Consider the following 16104-nt stretch of genomic DNA (forward strand, 5'->3'; position numbering starts at 1 on the left):
GGTACCAAGTGACACTTCGATTCGTTCGTGGCTACGCGCTGGGGTTCGTGATGGCGATGGGCAGCCTCGCGATGGGCTGCTCGGATTCCGACGGCTCGGGCTCGGGCTCAGATTCGGGCTCGGGTTCGGGTTCATCGTCCGAGTTCGCAGGGCTCTTTTCCGGGCCTTCGGCCGATGCAACACCGGATTCGCTCCTTGGCCTGTGGGGAGGGACCATCCAAAGCAACGGCGTGACGTTCGACGTCCGCTTCCAGTTCTCGCAATCCTCCGTGACGCTGGCGACGCGGTGCACGTTGTCCGATGGCCAGTCCTCGGAGATCGTTGGCGTCACCGCAAAAGCTCGCGTGGGCGAGGATGGCTACACGGTGCTCGAGAGCAAAGAGCAGCGGAAGGACGACGGAAAGGTGCTGTGCCAGGTCACCCTGAGGCCTCGCGAGGTCACGCGTTGTCCCGACGACTCGTTCGCGACCAAACAAGGATGCTTCGAGCTCTCCGGAACGACGTTCGTTCAGTACGAAACGCCAATCGAGAAGCTCGCGCTCACGAAGCTCTCCGACTGACGTTCAGCACTGGTCGAACGAGATCGACGGAGCGCGAGGGAAGATGTCCAGGCGCGCTCCGTAAACCACCCTTGCCCACGAACGCACGGACAAACCGAGCGAGGGGCGAGGAGGATTCGATGAGTGTCGTGGGGTGGTTCCTTGCAGTTCTTGGTCTCGTTGGCGTGATCGTCGGTGTTCTTCAGATGCTGAAGGGCAAGAAGATGAACGCCGTTCCGTACCGCGCACCTTCGGAGATCTCCAAGCTGGGGCTCGGCGCCGCCGACGCCAAGGGCCTCGTGTCGACCGAAGGCGCTGTTGGCCAGCAAGGTTTGCTGACGGCACCGATGAGCGGCAAGCCTTGCCTCGCGTACGAGATCACGGTCGAGCGCAAATGGGAGAAGACCGAACGCACCGAGAACGGCACCGAGACGAAGAAGGGCGGCTCGAACGTCTTCAGCGAGTACAAGGGCGCTGTCTTCTCGCTGCAGGAAGGCGGGTCGACCGTCTTCGTCGACGCGACGGAGCGTCCGGATGCCTCGTTCGACAAGTCGTTCTCGAGCGGCGTCAACGTGGGCGCGCTGGGCCTGATTCCGAACACGCTGCAGTTTGGCGATTTCCAGATGAACACGCCGCTCATCGTCGACACCGACGGGCGAACCACCGGGTTCGAGGGTGTCGAGCGCATCGTCGAAGCGTCGCCGAACCTGTACGCGCTCGGAGCTCTTGGCGTCGGCGCGAGCGGTCCCACGCTTGGCACGCCGAAGGGCCTCGGCAAAGGTAAGCTGCTGCTCTCTTCGAAGGGGCGCGGTGCGCTCGCCAAGGCGACGAAGCGCAACATGGTGCTCGGCTACGCGGTCGGCGGCGCGCTTCTCGTCTCCGGTACGGCTCTCGGTGTCTTCGGCAAGCCGCCGAGTGCAGGCAGCTCGTGTCCGAGCACGCTCGGCGCGGAGGTGGTCGCTTGCGACGGTCGCATGTACGAGCGCGATGGCTACGACATGAAATGGACCGTCACCACCGCCGGTGAGTACACGGTCACGGTGAAGCAGCCGAACGTGAAGCACCCGATCGACGCCGCGCTCACGATCAAGAACGCGAGCGGCAAGCAGGTTGGGTACAACGATGGCGGCTCGCCTGGTGCGAACGCCACCGTCACCCAGACCTTCGAGCCTGGCACCTACACGATCAACGTCCGCGACTTCGCACGTGACAAGGTCAAGGGCGGCTACGGCTTCCACCTCGACATCGCCCGCAGCGCTTCGGGGGGCCGAGTGGTACGTCGGCGGTCTCGCTGACGAGCGCGAACACCGGCGCTCCGGCGGAAAAGGCGGCTGCATCGGCCGCGAAGCCTGCAGCGGCTCCGCCGTCGAAGCACTGATACCAAGCGTCCTCGTCGAACGGGAATGCGCCCACCAGCCCTCGTGGCCGGTCGGGCGCATTCGGCTTGGATCACCGAGCCGCGGCGCTGTCCCGTTCGCCGGCAGGGGGAGGCGACGCGGGAGCGTCGTGCGAATCGCCCTTTACGAGCGGCCCGGTGAGCGTCTCGTAGATCTCGAACATGCGCGCGTAGCTGCGATTGACCGGCGTGGCTGGCGTGGAGACGAGCTTTCCAGCCTTGCCGAGGCGATTGGGAAGATCGCTCGAGACCGGCGTATGCGAGAGCACGTTGCTCTGGGCGGCGAGCCACAAGACGTCGAGCTGGTCTCTGTCGACCGCTCCCTTCGAGAGGTCGTGGAGATTGTCGGCGTGCTCGAGGGCCTTCTTCAGCGCGGCGGCGGCGGTCTTCTCGTCGCGTCGCTCGATGGCGATGTCCGCGCGCTGGGCTTCGAGGAGCGCAAGGAGACGAACGAACTCCTCGCGTCCCGTGGCCGCGAGCTCGGCTTCGAGCAGTGCGCGCCGTGTCTCCAGCGAACGCGCGGCGCCGTCGAGCTGTCCGATCTTCTGCAGCGTTCGAGCCCGGAGACCCGAGGTGATGAGCCGATACGAGCGAACGACCTGCTCGTTCGTGGCGTGTGGCCATCCGAGGTTTGCCGAGAGTCCTGGATCGGAGAGCCCACGATCGACCGCGTCGAGGTCAGCCAGCGCGCGGTTGGGCTGCTCTGCGCCGAGTGCGGCGGCGGCCCGGGCGAGGCGTGCAACGAACCGATTGCGTGCTGCCATCGGGCTCGCGTCGGACTCGAGCCGTTTCAGCTCCTCGTCGTAGAGCGCGAGTGCGCGTTCGAAGCGATTGGCGGAGAGGTTGTAAAGAGCCGCACGATCGAGCGCGAGGATTCGATACTGTGCGAGACGCTGGGCGCTCTCGGTCATGGCCAGCGCTTCGTCGGCTTCGTCCGCGGCGTCTTTCTCGTGACCGACGTGGAGGTGGCAGCGCGCCTTGGCGAGCCGGACAGCGAAGCCCTCCGAGTTCTCGGCGTAGGGAAGTCGATCACGGTCCTGCAGGTAGGCGAGCGCAATTCGGTAATTGCCTACTTCGGTATGAAGCAGGCCGAGTTGACCGAGAACCATCGCCTTGTAGCGCTGATTCGTGCCGACCAGCTCGAGCGCTACGAGGTAGTGCGTGCCTGCCTTCTCGGCCAGCGCGAGATCGCGTGTTCGCAGGTATTCGGCGTGCTGGAGCGCTCCGTAGAGCGATTGCGCCATGCACTGCTTCTTCAGCTCCGACCACGACGCCTTGAGCGCGGCGATCGCCTGGCTGACGGCATTCCCGTGTTCGTCGCCCTCCAGTTTACGGAGGTCGCAGGAAAGCAGATAAGCGGTCACGAAGTTCGCGAGCTTCACTTCGCCGGACTGCCGGCGTGCATCGTACTCGGCTCGAATCGCCGCGGTGGACTCACCCGCGCGCAGGCGCAAATCGATGGCGCCTACCACCGCCTCGAGCGAGCCGGTTCGTTTCGCCACGGCTTCGAAGTCCGCTCGCGCTTCGTCGTACTTCTGCGCGGCGCGGCGGCGAAAGGCGCGGCCGACGATGACCTGCGTGTAGAGCCGTTCGGCGCGTCGCCTCTCCTGGGCCGCCGCATCGACGCTATCCACGTAATGCTCGGCCAATCCTTCGATGATCGGATCGGCGCCGTATTGGGTGGCGCGCTGGACGGCATCGAGCATGATCGCGCGCCGGCGGTCGATGCGCGTCTCCTTCTGGTACATCTCGACGAGAACGGCCTTGGCGGCCTTGCCGGGACGCGCGTCACGAATCGTGAGCAGCGCGCGTCCGAGCGACAGCGCGAAGGCCAACTCCGAGTCGGCCGGGGCTGTCGCTCGTTCACGCTCGAGGCGCGCTTCGGCATCCGCATAGGGAAGGCCCCGAACCATCGCGCGAACGGCGGCTCGCGCGTAGCGGAGCCGGTCTTCTTCGGCGAGTTGCGGGTGCAAGGCAAGCTGCCGGCATGCCGTGACGAGTGCCTCGCGGTCGTCGAGCTCGCGATAGAGCGCGTCGGCCTGCTCGTAGTACGCCTCGAGCACCGCGCGGGGTGTTTTTCCAGCAATCGGCGCCGCCTCGAGCTCGGCACGCGCACGCGCTTTGTCACCGATCGTATCGGCAATTTCACTTCGGACGACCCGCGTCAGAGCCGCGGCCGCCGACGTGTCGCCCGGTTTGACCTCGAGGCTTGCCATCCGCGCGCGTGCTCGCTCGTCGAAGTTCTCGACGATGCGGCCACGTTCGCGCTGACGTAGAGCCTTGCGGTGATCGACGAGGACGAGCAGCGGTTGGGAGAGTCCTAGGCTGTCCGGGTCACCCGCGGCCGCGATGTGCTTGGCGTAGAACTCGGCGGCCCCGAACTCTTCGAGCGCGAGGTGCGTACGGACGAGACGAACCTTGACGAATCGCTTCGACGAGGGCGTGGTGCTCCGCGCGAGTCGCTCGTAATAGAGAAGCTGGAGCTTCGAATGCTTGCTGGCGAGCTCGATCTCGTCGGCCAAGTGCTGGGTGGTCCAATCGGATGGAACCTCGCCGTCGAGCGGCAGTGAATAGAGGTCGAGGTTCCGCCCTCGCGAGCACGTGGTGACGAGGCGGTCGGCGGCGGGAGCGGGATATTGGCAATTCCAGGATTCGTCGGTCAGCTGGTTCGCGGCTCCGACGACGGGTGCGCCTTGGCCGTCTTGGCCGAAAGAAAGCGGGACCCGGAAGAGAACGCCATGGTCGCTTCCGTCGACAACGCCGTCGCGGTTCGAATCGCTGAAGAACTGGACGAAATAGAGATAACGACCGTCTTTCGAGAACGCGGGTTGGCCCGTGAGCCCGGGGACGTCGATGGGAATCGCGAGCGGCGTACCGGGACGATCGAGACGTACCGCCTCGAGCCGTTGTGCGGCATGAGCGGCGAAGGCGGGGCCAACACGGTCGCTCGAGCGCTCGACGGGAACGTAGACGAGCCATTTGCCATCGGGGGATACGGCGGGGCTCGAGATGTTGCGATCGAGAATGGGGCGTGTCGAGAGGCGCGAGCCGGCGTTCACCTCGTGGACGCGCAGATCGCCGTCGATCGACGTGCGTGCGACGAGCACGATGCGCTTCGCATCGATCCACTCGGCGAGGAGCGCCGCAGATCCGTCTTCGAGGCAGCGCCGGCCCTTGCCCGAAGGCAGATCACGAACGCAGAGCTGGCCGGTCGCTCGATCGCTGTACGAAACGTAGAGGATCGACTTGCCATCGGGGCTCACGCGCGGCCAAGTGACCTCGGCCCCCTCGTCGAACAACAAATGAGCGCGTCCGTCGTCGACGTTCTGGCTGTAGATCTCGTTCGTGGTGTTCCGGTTGGACGAGAAGTAGAGCGTCTTCTTGTCGGGGGCGAGCTGGCCGAGGAACTGATCGGCGACGCCGACCGTGAGCCTTTCCGGCCGTCGCAGTCCGTCCTTCTCTTCGTCTTGTCCGTGCGCCGACGTGGCGCTCGCGACGAGCGCGGTGGTGGCGGCGAGCGAGAGCAGCGCGCGCTTCAGCATTGTTTGCTGTCCCACTTGCCGGGTTCAGCTTCCATCCAGCCTCCGCACACCACGCCGCGCGCGTGGACTTCACGCCACGTGCGGCGAAGGTCGTCGACCGACGCGTCTTTGCGCTGCTCGTGCATCCAGCGCCAGAGCTGCACGCGCGCCTGATTCACTCGTTCGATGAGCTCGAGGGCCTCGGCGTGATCGGCGGCTCCGATGCAGGCGCCGTGGGTATCGACGAGCAATCCGTTCCGGCCCTCGCCGATGCAGTGCTGGATCAGAAGTCCGTCGACCAGGTCGGCGTCGGTGAGCTCGCTCGTGTCCTGGAGGGGCAGGGGCTTGATCCCGAGCTCTGCGAATTGCTTCGGCGTGAGCGGAACGGGGCGCGCTTCGATGCTCGTCCGACTCAACTTTCGCTCGAGCTCACCGAACGAACCCGCCGCCTGCTGTTCGAGGGCCGTTCCGCGGTCGACCATCACGATCTCGGGGGCGCGAATGCACCCCACGGACAGCGCGAGGATCACGGAAAGGGGAAGAACGCGAATCATGGCTCGTCTTTCGCTGGCATGAGGGGGGCGACGAATCGGTCGATGAGTGGCCCAATCGGTATTCCGCGGATGTCTCCGACGCTCACGAGCCCGGCAAGTCCACCGAAGGTCACGTGCACGCCCGCGAACCCGTGATTGAAGGTGACGCGGAGGCGGTCCGGATAACCGAAGGTCATCGCGCTGCGAATCTTGTTGATCGAGGCGTCGGTATGGAAGGGATCCTGGAGGTCCAGGAGATCAAGGAGGTGGCGCTTGCCGATCTGCAGGATGTCGGCGCGTCCTTCGATGTTGTGATCGCCCGCAGAGACGGCGATCGCGGCGCTCCCGGTGAAGGGCTCGCCGTGCGACGACTGCACACCGTCGGCACGAAGGTGCATGTCGAGCGTCGACTTCTCGCCGTTCAAGTTGAGCGCACACTGCCCAGTAACACGGCCTCCGCGAAGGCCGATCTCGAATTGGCGAAGCGAGATGATGTTCTGCTCGATCTGGAGATTGCCGGCGATCGGCGCCACCGTGACGAGCGGCGTCGTCAGGCGCCGAATCGAGATGAAGCTGCTGCGGCTGAGCAGTGGATGTTGGTCGGCGAAACGCAGCGACGAATAGGGATTGTCCTTGTCTTCACGCATCATGCGGATGCCGTGCGGACCCGCCCGCACCGCGATGGTGATCGGCACTTCTCCGTCGGCCTCTTCGATCACCACGCCGTAGCCCGGGAGCCGGAGATCGGCGCGCTCGACGCGAACGTCGGCGATGGTGCGGAACGTCGCGAGGTCCGGGGACTCCACGCGCAACGTCACGTTCGCAGTGCCGCGCCCAGAGAAGCGCTGCGGCGCATTCGAGAGGAGGGCGAGATTCTGGCGAAGATCTCCCCTGAGCGAGAGTCGCTTTTGCTCCTCGCTCGGGTCGATGGCGCCCTTCAGTGCGAGAGACGTTCCCCCGGCGCCGTTCACCATTTCGAAATTCGAGAGGTGGATGACGCCGTCGCGGCTGCGACGGAAGGCGAGGGCGACCGCGGCATTCCCGACGGGATACGTGGGCAGGACGTCCTGTTCGAGCACCTGCGCGGCGATGGCTTGTTTGGATTCGATCTCGGGATCCGCGAGATCTCCGGCGAAGGTCACGGCGAATTCGTCGTGCAGGCCGCCGGCTTGGAACGTGTGCGGGCCGCTGACGAAGTGGAGCTCGTCGGTATCGAGCCGACCTTCGACCGTGCGTCGTTCTCCATCCGTGCGCAGCTTGGCCTCGATGGCGATTGCCGGTGCGGCGAAGGTGGTGCCGCCGCCGTTCCACGCGACGTGGTTGGCCTTCAGCGCGAGGGTGCCGTCGAGGCCGGCCGAGCGTCCGAGCGCGGGCTCGAACTTCACGTTGCCATCGCGATCGACGTCGGAGACGGCGCCAAGGAGCGCCCCATGCGCCGAGACGCTTCCCTCGAGCTTCGAGAGATCGAGCGCGCGCGCACCGCGGACGCTCGCCACGAGCGGGGCGAGGGCGGCAAGCCGTGCGGCCGTTCCCTCGATGTCGAACGTAAGCGCGCGGCGGGACCGATCGAAGCCGAGCGTCGTGGCAAGCTTCGCCTGCAAACGGCCGGTCGCATCGAAATGGACGGCGAGCGACGGTAGTTCGCGGTCGATCGTTGCGCCGAAGGTCATGTGGTCGTCGCTCGGCGCCGTGCCTGCGATGGTCAGCCCCTCGGCGCGCAAATCGCCGTCGATGACGTTGCGCAGTGCATCGCCCTTCGAGTCGAGCACGAGCGACAGCGCACGGGCGCTGCTGGTGTCGAAAGCCGGGCGTTCGAGGCGAACTTCCGTGTGTTGCTCGAGCGACGGAGCCGCGCTTGCGAGCTTCTCGACGCGTCCGCGCGAGCGCAGTGCGAGCCCGATTCGTTCGATGGGGAGCTTCTTCGCCAGCTCGCTCGGCAGAAGCGAACGGACGATCCCCAGATGCGGAGACTTCGCGTCGACGTCGAAGTCGAGCGCGTCACGCCCTTTCGTCAGCTCCGCGGTCATCTCCAGACCGTCCGCGCCGACGACGACCTTCGCCTTGCCGCGGCTCGAGCTAGGCTGCTTGGCATCGAGGAAGAGCTCGCTCGTCGCGACCGCCACGCGGAGCGGTGCTCGAAGTAGGCTCTTGCCCGCCGCGTCTCGCGACTCCGCGAGGCCCGTGCGGAGGTCGGCATCGAACGCGAGGGGCTCTCGTCCCGTCGGGGCGGCATGGGCGCGGAGCGAAAGTCGCTCGAGCGTGGTTCGGTTCCCGGGCGTTCGAACGTCGAGCGTGCCCACCTCGCTCGTAATGGTGACGTCGCCGCGCGTGGCGAGCGGCGCGTCCGCGTCGACGACGAGGTCACCGAAGCGCACGCCGAGCTTCGCACCCTTTGCGGCAATGCGTTCTGCGCCCGCGGCGTCGAGCGTGGAGAGCGCGAGCGAGACGTTGCCGTTCAGCACGCCGCCCTTGATTTGGGTCGCGTCGGCTTCGACCTTCAGCCCATCGACCCGAACACTTCGGCCGCTCACCTTCGCCTCGGCGCTCTCGAGATCGACGTTTGCACGTGCGCGGAGGCTGTCGCTCGTGCCCGGCTCGATGCGTGCCGAGAGCTTCGCCGAGGCGATGCGCGCGACCTCGGGAATTTCGATTCCTGCGAGGTCTCCCTCGACGCTGGCCTTCGAACCTTCGTTCAGCCGAGGCAGTGCCTCGAGGTCGAGGCCGTCGACTCGATACTCGAGTTGCCCACGCCCGATGCGCGCCTCGAGGGGAACGAGTGCGCGTGGCAAGAGCGCGACCAGTCGCGCAAAGTCGATCTGGCCTTCGGCGTGACGAAGGAGCGGCGCGCCATGATCGGGCAAGTCGATCGAGGCCTCGCTGCTGGCAATGTCGTCCGCAAGCGTCGCGCGATTCAGGGTGATCGTCGTCTTGCCTGCCGCTTCGTCGAAGTGACTGCGCGCTTCGACGTGGGCGAGGTGCGTGACCGCGAGCTGCGGCCCGAAAGTTTGCTTGGCGAGCTGGACGTCGAGCGTCGCCACGACATCGTCCGCGGTCGCATCGGCGTTCAGATGGAGCTTGGCGACGGCTTCACCCGCCGGCGCGTCGTCGAGCGTGCGTGAGAGGCCGAGCTCGACAGGCGTCTCGCCGGAGCCGAGACTTGCGCGAACGTGCCATTCGTCGGCGACTGGCTCCGCGTGGACGTGCAGCTGGAGCCCTCGAAGCTCGTCGCGTTCGACCACGGGGCCACGTTCGCCCGCGACGATGCGCACGACCTTGATCGTGACGTCGCGGACGTCCGCCGCGGGAAGGAGCGGAGCCAGAGCAAGGAGCTCGCGCGGCTTCTTCGAGAGAGGCGTGCTGGGCGCAGGCGGCGCGGGAGCGGGCGAAGACGGAGACAGCGCGTCGAGCGACGTCTTGCCGTGTTCGTCGATCGCCATCGTCAGCGCGACGTTCGAGAGCGCGACGTGTTCGACTCTACGACCAGCGCCCGTAAAGAGCGCCATCGACCAGCGGGCTTCGACGTGGCCGATGCGTGCGAGCTCCGGAGCGATGCTGCGGAACTCCGCCGGCGAGCGCACGACGACATCGTCGACGGCAAGGCCGTGCAGGAGGGTGAAGCGGATGGCGCGATAGTCGATCTCGATGCCCATGGTCGACTGGACGGCCGACTGGATCCGGCGTTTGACGACGGGGCGTTCGAGGTTCTGGAGAATGGCAAAGACGGAGGCGACGAGGAGCACGACCAGGGCGCCGAGGGCGACGAGCCCACGCAGCACCCACCGGCCGACTCGCGCGCGTCGACGCGATTCGTTCGCGTTCGATTCCATGCGCGGGAGCGGTTTCCGAGACATCGCCGTGAAGTGCGATGAATTCTAGCGTCCTTGCTACGTCGATCCGGGGTTGTCCTCGGAAATTTCCGAGTCAACGCGACCGCAGAGCGCACACACGGACGTGACGCGAACTCATCCATGCGATGGCGTTCGTGGCTCGTCGTCGAAAGCGAACGTGTCGGACCGGTCGCGCGCGCGGTGATGTGAAGACTTGTTCGAGCGATGAAAGACGCGAGCGTGACCGATCGATGTCGGTGCCGGTGTGTCGCTGTCACGAGCGTTGCCCGATGCAACGGCTCGAGCGCGTTGGATCGACCTCGTCAGTGGCGTTTGAAGTACTGCACCTCACGCTCGTGCTTCGCGCGATGAGAACGCCGTGTCGACGTAGACCGGTAGGCGCGTCTCGGTCGGGGACGCGTCGGGCGCCACACGACAATGGCCGAGCTTTTTGGAGTTCTGAGGCGACCCGAAGTATCGTCGTTGCGCCGGGGGGTGCCCCGAGCGGCGGAGGGAATGATGGCTTCGATTCGAATCGTTGCGGTCGTGGGCGTGTGCGCGCTTTCCATGGTGTTTGGCTGTCAGAAGAAGGAAGAGGCGCCCGTCGGCACCTCCGTGGCCATCGCCGACGCGGCAGTCGTCGTCGCGGTCGACGCGGCGGCTCCTGCGGTTCCCTCTTCCGATCCGCTTCCTGCGCAAGCCAAGGCGGCGCAGCCTGCTGCAGCGAACGGCGCGGTGGCAAGCGTCGATGCCGGTCTCGCTGCGGCCGACGCGGGCGTTGCCGCCGTGGACGCAGGCACGTCGGGCGGCCCGCAGGACTGCTGCTGCGAAGTCACCGGCCAGCCGCTCGTGAGCATCGCGATGAGCGAGTGCAACAAGGTCCGCAAAGGCCAATGCGTGAAGAAGGAGCGCTGCGCCGCTGCGCCTGCCCCTGCCGAGCCCGCCAAGGATGCGTGCTGTTGCGACGCCGCCGGCAAGAAGGAAGTCATCGGCATGAGCGAGTGCAACAAGGGCCGCAAGGGCCAGTGCGTGAAGATGACCGAGTGCAAGAAGTAGTCGGGTAGTGGGCCTACGAGCCTGAACGTCGGGCTCGCAGGGTGCCGCGCTTCGTGACGTTGGTCGCGAAGCGCGGCCTCGTGCTCCGTGATCCGTGCGTATGCGCGCGGGGCGCAGAGAGCCCGAGCATAGGCGTTGATGCCGCGAAAGCGGGCGCATCCGCCGCGTTGCGGGACGGGACGTGGTCCCTAACTGGGAAGAGCGACGATGGCTACAACCGCGCGACGAGGCATGTCGTGGGTCGCCATGGGGCTCTTTTCGGCCTCCACGGTGATCAACTTCTCGAACACCGGCGCCCTCGCGGAGTACGGGCTTGGTTGCATCGTGCTCTACGTCGTTCCCGCGCTCGTCTTTCTGCTGCCCGCGGCGGTCGTGTCTGCGGAGCTCGGGAGCACCTGGAAGGGCGGCATCTTCGAATGGGTGCACGAGGCGTTCGGCGAGCGCTGGGCGTTCAGCGCCGCGTGGCAGCAGTGGATGCAGAACGTCCTCTTTTGCCCGCTCCTGCTCTCGTTCGTCGCAGGGGATCTCGCATTCCTCATCGATCCCGAGCTCGCTCGCAACGGCACGTTCAACGCCGCCGTGGTCGTCCTCTGCTTCGGCGGCGCCACGCTCGTCTCGATGCGTGGCATTCGCCGCGCCGCCCGGTTTGCGACCATCACGGCCGTTGTCGGTATTGCGTTACCGACCCTGCTCCTCGCCGTCCTCGCAGCCGTCTATTTGAAGTCGGGGCACCGCTCGGCCGTGCCCCTCGACCGTCACCACGTAGTGCCTCCGGGGCACGGCTTCCGAGGCCTCGTGCTCGTCGTCGGCAACTTCCTCGCCTACGGCGGAGTCGAGGTCACCGCCGTCCACGCGCGCGAGATGCGGTCTCCCGAGCGCGGATATCCCAAATCGATGGCGCTGATGGCGATTCTCGCGTTCGTCGTCTTCGTCACGTCGAGCCTTGGGACGGCGATTGCCGTCGTGAACCACCGAATCGTGCTCAGCGCGAGCCTCATGCAGGCCTTCGATCACTACTTCCGCACGTTCCAGGTGCGCTGGGCCACGCCGATCATGGCCAGTCTCTACATCCTCGCCGCGCTGGGGACGGTGGTGTCGTGGATGTCGGGCCCGAGCCACGGCATGCTCGCCGTTGGCCGGCGAGGTCTTCTGCCGCCGTTCTTCCAGCGAACCAATCGCCAGGGCGCCCCCACGGGAGTGCTCGCGGTCCAGGCGGCGCTCGTCATGTTGATTGCCGCGGCATTCGTCGTCGTTCGGAACGTCAACGAGGTTTACTGGGTGCTCGAAGCCGCGACGACCGAACTCTACATCGTGATGTACGTCATCATGTTCCTGGCCGCGATCCGCCTGCGCAAAGTGCGGGCGTCGACGCACCGAGGATTCCGGGCGCCGCTGCTGCCTGCGCTGGCCGCGCTCGGTGGTGTTGCCTGCGCTGCGGGGTTCGTCCTCGGTCTTCTGCCTCCCGCCGCGCTGCCCATCCATCACCACGCGCGCTACGTCGTCTTGCTCACGCTCGTCGTGGGCAGCCTTTCGAGCGTGCCGTTCTACCTCCTCGCCTTTCGCAAGGCGGATTGGGCGCCGGTCGTAGCTCGTACGCCGGTCGCCTGACGCGTTCGGGGCTCCCTGCGACTACAGCGCAACTCAGTTGCGCTGATTGAATAGTCAAACAGAGTTCGCGACAGACTTGTGCAAAGGACCGAGGATTTCGGGGCCCTCGCCCACCGTGGGCCCCGAAATCCTCGGTCCAAGCAAGTGGTCGCCGCAGTAGGCGAAAGCCGTCTTGAGCGCGGACAGCGCGACCCGGGGATGAATGACGCCGTGATAGATGCCGGGAACCTTCTGGTGGACGTCGAAGTGCCGATAGACGGCATGCATCGCTCCACGTACCGAGTACTCGACGGTGAACACGACGTCCTCGGGAATCTCGACGAATTGACCGAGGAACGCGAAATTCTCGGCACCTTTCGGAACGACGAGCGGCCGATCGCCGGGCGCGCGCCGCTCGAACTGCGCCGTGATGTAAGGCATCATGACGGTGGTCACCTTGGTGGTTTTTCGGACTTCGTCGGCGATGTCTTCGGCGCCGAGATGTCCGAGGAGCTCGGTGAGGACCTCCTGACCCGTGCATTCCGACATTCGCTTGTTCACGTAGTCACCGAGATTGTCGCCGAGGAGCGAATAGCCCCAGAGCGTGAAGACGTCGTCCGGCTGACCGTCGAAATGGGGTTGATGAGGTACGACGATGGAGAGAAGCCATCGTGAATCCTTGAACGTGATCAGCGCCCCTTCGCCCGGCACATTTCCGGAGAAGTCACGGATTCGATCGAGGAGAAGCGGGCCCTTCATGGTCAACGTGAACGACTCCCATTTCGATTCACCGACGTTGCCGTGGAAGACACTCGGATGTCCGAAGTCCGCAGCCTTCGTGGCGAGTCGGTCCCACAGCGACCAGCTTCCGTCGCGCTTGTCGGTCACGAGCTCTGGAACGGTGTGGTCGCCACCATACGTCGAATCGGCGGTCATGGACCCGAGCGTGAGAAACACGAAGTCCTCCGCACCGAGCTCGATCGTCTCCGGCTTGCCATGACGGATCAGTCGGAGGCGTTCCGCGCGTCGTGCGTCAGGACCGCGAAAGTCGACGTCGGTGACGGTGACGCCGTACTCCGTCGCCACGCCTCGCTGTTCCAGCCACTGCTCGATGGGACGAACGATGGAGTCGTACTGATTGAGGCGCGTTCGGCGGACCCCCGAGAGCGTATGGATTCGGTCGAATTCCTGGACGAAGCGCAAGAAGTAGCGCCGAAGCTCGATGGCGCTGTGCCAGTTCTGGAAGGCGAAGGTCGTTCGCCACATGCACCAGAAGTTCGTCTGGAAGAAGTGAGGCTTGAAGAACTCGTAGATGCGCCGGTCGCCGATGGCCTTCTCGGACATCATGAGAAGGCGCACCATGTCTGCACGATCCCGTCCATCGAGGCCGAGCTCCGACGCATCTGCGATCGTGTGGTCGCCCCGCACGATGCGCGCTCGAGCGTTGGTCTTGTTGACGTGGTTGAAGGCCCAGATCTCTTCTTTGACGCTCTTCGTCGAATCGCCCAATGTCGGAATCGAATCGAGGAGGTTCCAGAGGCATACGTAGGCCTCCTCCTCGAGCATTCGTCCGCCTCGGCTCACGTAGGCGTCTTTCACGAGGGGCGAGTCTGCGCCGTCGAGCGAGCCACCTGGCATGGGCAGATGCTCGAGAATGCGGATGTTCTGGCCGCGGACGCCGGCATCACGAACGAGAAACGCGGCGGCCGCGAGCGAGGCGATGCCGCCACCGACCAGCCAAACCCGGGCATTCTGCGCGTTGACCATACGACTGCCCTGCAGAAACCGTGCGCAGGGGCGGATGAGTCGAGGATTCGTAGAGGTTTCAACGTGAGAAGCGGGACCGTCACGGGCGACCGGACTGTCGTCTGCTTTCGTATTCCTTCGGCGCCCTGGCAACGATTCGGACGGTACGCGCGGGGCCTTCTATGCGTATTACGGTCTGGATGACTTCGGCCACGCGATTGGCGAAGTGACGCCCGACGATCCGCCGCTTCATCTCGGTCGAGTACGAGATGGATCTCGACACCGTCGACGTCGTGCCGTTCCTGATCGACGTGCTCGCGCCCTGAGCGAATTGCAACGCACGTTGCTCGTCGCAACGTCGTACGCAATGAGGCTCGTCGACGTCGCGCCGTGTCCTGCAACGCTCTTCGGAGCGTGACACGCCGTCGTCACGCGCGCGTTACGCGGTCGAATCTGCCCGATGAAAGGCACGGTTTCGACACCGTTTCGTTGCCAAACGTCACACGACTGCCTGATAGCCGGCGCGTGTGAATCGCAATTGTGTTTCTGTTGTGACAGTCGCGTTTCTTTTTGCAACGACCCTTTCGAGCCTCGGTCGAGCCCAATCGGTCGCTCCCGAGGCCGTGAGCACTGCGCCGAGCGCGAACCGCGAAAGCAGCGCGTTGCCCAAGGCGGAGACGGAACCGCGCTGGTACGAGCGCCTCCACATCCGCGGCTACACTCAGCTTCGCTACAACAACCTCGTCGAGACCAACCACGCGCTGAAGAGCGAGCAAGCGGACAAGTCGGTGGGCGGTGATCCGAGCGTCTTCCTCCGCCGCGCGCGCCTGCTGGTCTACGGAGACGTCTTTCCGCGCGTGTCGGTCTACTTCCAGAGTGACTTCGCGAGCGCGTTCGAAGACGGCCTGAACTTCGGTCAGGTTCGCGACTGGTACACGGACATCTTTCTCGACGATCGGAAGATGTTTCGTATTCGTGCCGGTCAGCAGAAAGTGCCTTATGGCTTCGAGCTGATGCAGTCGAGCCAGAATCGACTCCCCTTCGATCGCTCCGATGCGCTCAATAGTGCGTTTGTCAACGAGCGCGACATCGGTGCTTTCTTGTTCTTCGAAACCGAATACGCGCGAAAGAAGTTTCGCTCGCTCGTCGATTCCGGTCTGAAGGGCTCGGGAGACTACGGCATCGCCGCCGTCGGCGTGACCAACGGGCAGCCGCTCAACACGCGGGAGAAAAACGCCAACAAGCACCTGTTCGCGCGCTTGACGTATCCCTTCGAGATCGGATCCCAAACGGTCGAGATCGGTGGAGGCGGCTACACGGGGTTGTTCGTCCCGACCAAGAGCGAAGGGGTAGGGGGTGACAGGCAGATTCGTGACGTGCGCGTGCACGGAACGTTCGTCCTGTATCCGCGGCCGATCGGATTCCAGGCGGAATACAACGTCGGCGTCGGGCCCGAACGCGACGGGGACAAGGTGGCGGAGAAGCCGCTCGACGGTGGATACGTGATGGCGATGGTCCGCGTGAAGACGGACGCCGGACACTTCACGCCGTACGTTCGCGCGCATCGCTACGACGGCGGCAAGAAGTTCTTCGAGAACGCCCCGCGCCACGAGGTTCGCGAGGTCAATGCCGGCATCGAATGGCAGCCGAACAAGTGGCTCGAGCTTACCGCCGAGTTCATGAAGAGCGAGCGCACCGTCGACGGCCGCACGCAGGACGGCGAATTGATTCGCGCCCAGCTCCAAGTGAACTACTGAGTCACGTGGCAGGCGATGCGACCTTCGAGTTGGAGAACTCCGTCGTCACGAGAATTCGCAGCGTGCAATCCCGAGGAATGGTGGACGAGCGCAACGGATCAATTGAGACTGTCTCGCGACGTCCGTGACGTGGTCTGACTCG

Annotated in this window: 9 protein-coding genes; 5 read left to right on the plus strand and 4 right to left on the minus strand. The window is 65.2% G+C overall.

The genetic code is table 11. The annotated features are described in order from the left end of the window. The first annotated feature begins 8 nt into the window (after positions 1–8). Positions 9–560, plus strand: coding sequence for a hypothetical protein (locus tag AKJ09_RS32265; RefSeq protein WP_146651702.1), 552 nt, complete (start codon positions 9–11; stop codon positions 558–560). Positions 561–679: 119 nt separating this feature from the next. Beyond that, positions 680–1834: a hypothetical protein gene (locus AKJ09_RS32270; protein WP_146651703.1), complete on the plus strand. Its 1155-nt coding sequence runs from the start codon at positions 680–682 to the stop codon at positions 1832–1834. 154 nt (positions 1835–1988) lie between these two features. Here the strand turns inward: AKJ09_RS32270 and AKJ09_RS32275 are convergent, their stop codons facing one another. Genes AKJ09_RS32275 through AKJ09_RS32285 form a run of 3 tightly spaced genes read right to left on the minus strand, consistent with a single transcriptional unit; the run spans position 1989 to position 9840 of the window. After that, positions 1989–5477 (minus strand): PD40 domain-containing protein, encoded by a 3489-nt coding sequence (locus AKJ09_RS32275; protein ID WP_146651704.1) that lies wholly within the window; start codon positions 5475–5477, stop codon positions 1989–1991. Continuing rightward, on the minus strand, positions 5471–6010 hold the full coding sequence (locus AKJ09_RS32280) for a DUF1318 domain-containing protein (RefSeq protein ID WP_205633866.1): 540 nt from the start codon (positions 6008–6010) through the stop codon (positions 5471–5473). Before AKJ09_RS32280 ends, AKJ09_RS32275 begins: the two co-directional genes overlap by 7 nt. Then, positions 6007–9840 (minus strand): AsmA family protein, encoded by a 3834-nt coding sequence (locus AKJ09_RS32285; protein WP_146651705.1) that lies wholly within the window; start codon positions 9838–9840, stop codon positions 6007–6009. Before AKJ09_RS32285 ends, AKJ09_RS32280 begins: the two co-directional genes overlap by 4 nt. A gap of 495 nt (positions 9841–10335) precedes the next feature. On the opposite strand from AKJ09_RS32285, the gene AKJ09_RS32290 reads away from it, so the two are divergent. Both AKJ09_RS32290 and AKJ09_RS32295 read left to right on the plus strand, forming a co-directional pair. Continuing rightward, positions 10336–10872: a hypothetical protein gene (locus tag AKJ09_RS32290; protein WP_146651706.1), complete on the plus strand. Its 537-nt coding sequence runs from the start codon at positions 10336–10338 to the stop codon at positions 10870–10872. Positions 10873–11079: 207 nt separating this feature from the next. Beyond that, positions 11080–12480 carry an APC family permease gene (locus AKJ09_RS32295; protein WP_146651707.1) on the plus strand — a complete coding sequence of 467 codons (1401 nt, stop codon included), beginning with the start codon at positions 11080–11082 and terminating at the stop codon, positions 12478–12480. 54 nt (positions 12481–12534) lie between these two features. Here AKJ09_RS32295 and AKJ09_RS32300 read toward each other — a convergent pair whose 3' ends face one another. Continuing rightward, positions 12535–14226, minus strand: a complete 1692-nt coding sequence (locus tag AKJ09_RS32300; RefSeq protein WP_146651708.1) for an oleate hydratase — start codon at positions 14224–14226, stop codon at positions 12535–12537. Between the two features lie 602 nt (positions 14227–14828). Here AKJ09_RS32300 and AKJ09_RS32305 point away from each other — a divergent pair. Further along, on the plus strand, positions 14829–15962 hold the full coding sequence (locus AKJ09_RS32305) for a porin (RefSeq protein WP_240488658.1): 1134 nt from the start codon (positions 14829–14831) through the stop codon (positions 15960–15962). The last annotated feature ends 142 nt before the right edge of the window (positions 15963–16104 follow it).

The sequence above is a fragment of the Labilithrix luteola genome (assembly GCF_001263205.1).
Taxonomy (GTDB): domain Bacteria; phylum Myxococcota_A; class Polyangia; order Polyangiales; family Polyangiaceae; genus Labilithrix; species Labilithrix luteola.

Bases quoted from the DNA above. Each gene is read 5' to 3' on its own strand.
- AKJ09_RS32270 (WP_146651703.1), top strand. From the start codon at position 680: ATGAGTGTCGTGGGGTGGTTCCTTGCAGTTCTTGGTCTCGTTGGCGTG.
- AKJ09_RS32275 (WP_146651704.1), bottom strand. From the start codon at position 5,477: ATGCTGAAGCGCGCGCTGCTCTCGCTCGCCGCCACCACCGCGCTCGTC.
- AKJ09_RS32280 (WP_205633866.1), bottom strand. From the start codon at position 6,010: ATGATTCGCGTTCTTCCCCTTTCCGTGATCCTCGCGCTGTCCGTGGGG.
- AKJ09_RS32285 (WP_146651705.1), bottom strand. From the start codon at position 9,840: ATGTCTCGGAAACCGCTCCCGCGCATGGAATCGAACGCGAACGAATCG.
- AKJ09_RS32290 (WP_146651706.1), top strand. From the start codon at position 10,336: ATGGCTTCGATTCGAATCGTTGCGGTCGTGGGCGTGTGCGCGCTTTCC.
- AKJ09_RS32295 (WP_146651707.1), top strand. From the start codon at position 11,080: ATGGCTACAACCGCGCGACGAGGCATGTCGTGGGTCGCCATGGGGCTC.
- AKJ09_RS32300 (WP_146651708.1), bottom strand. From the start codon at position 14,226: ATGGTCAACGCGCAGAATGCCCGGGTTTGGCTGGTCGGTGGCGGCATC.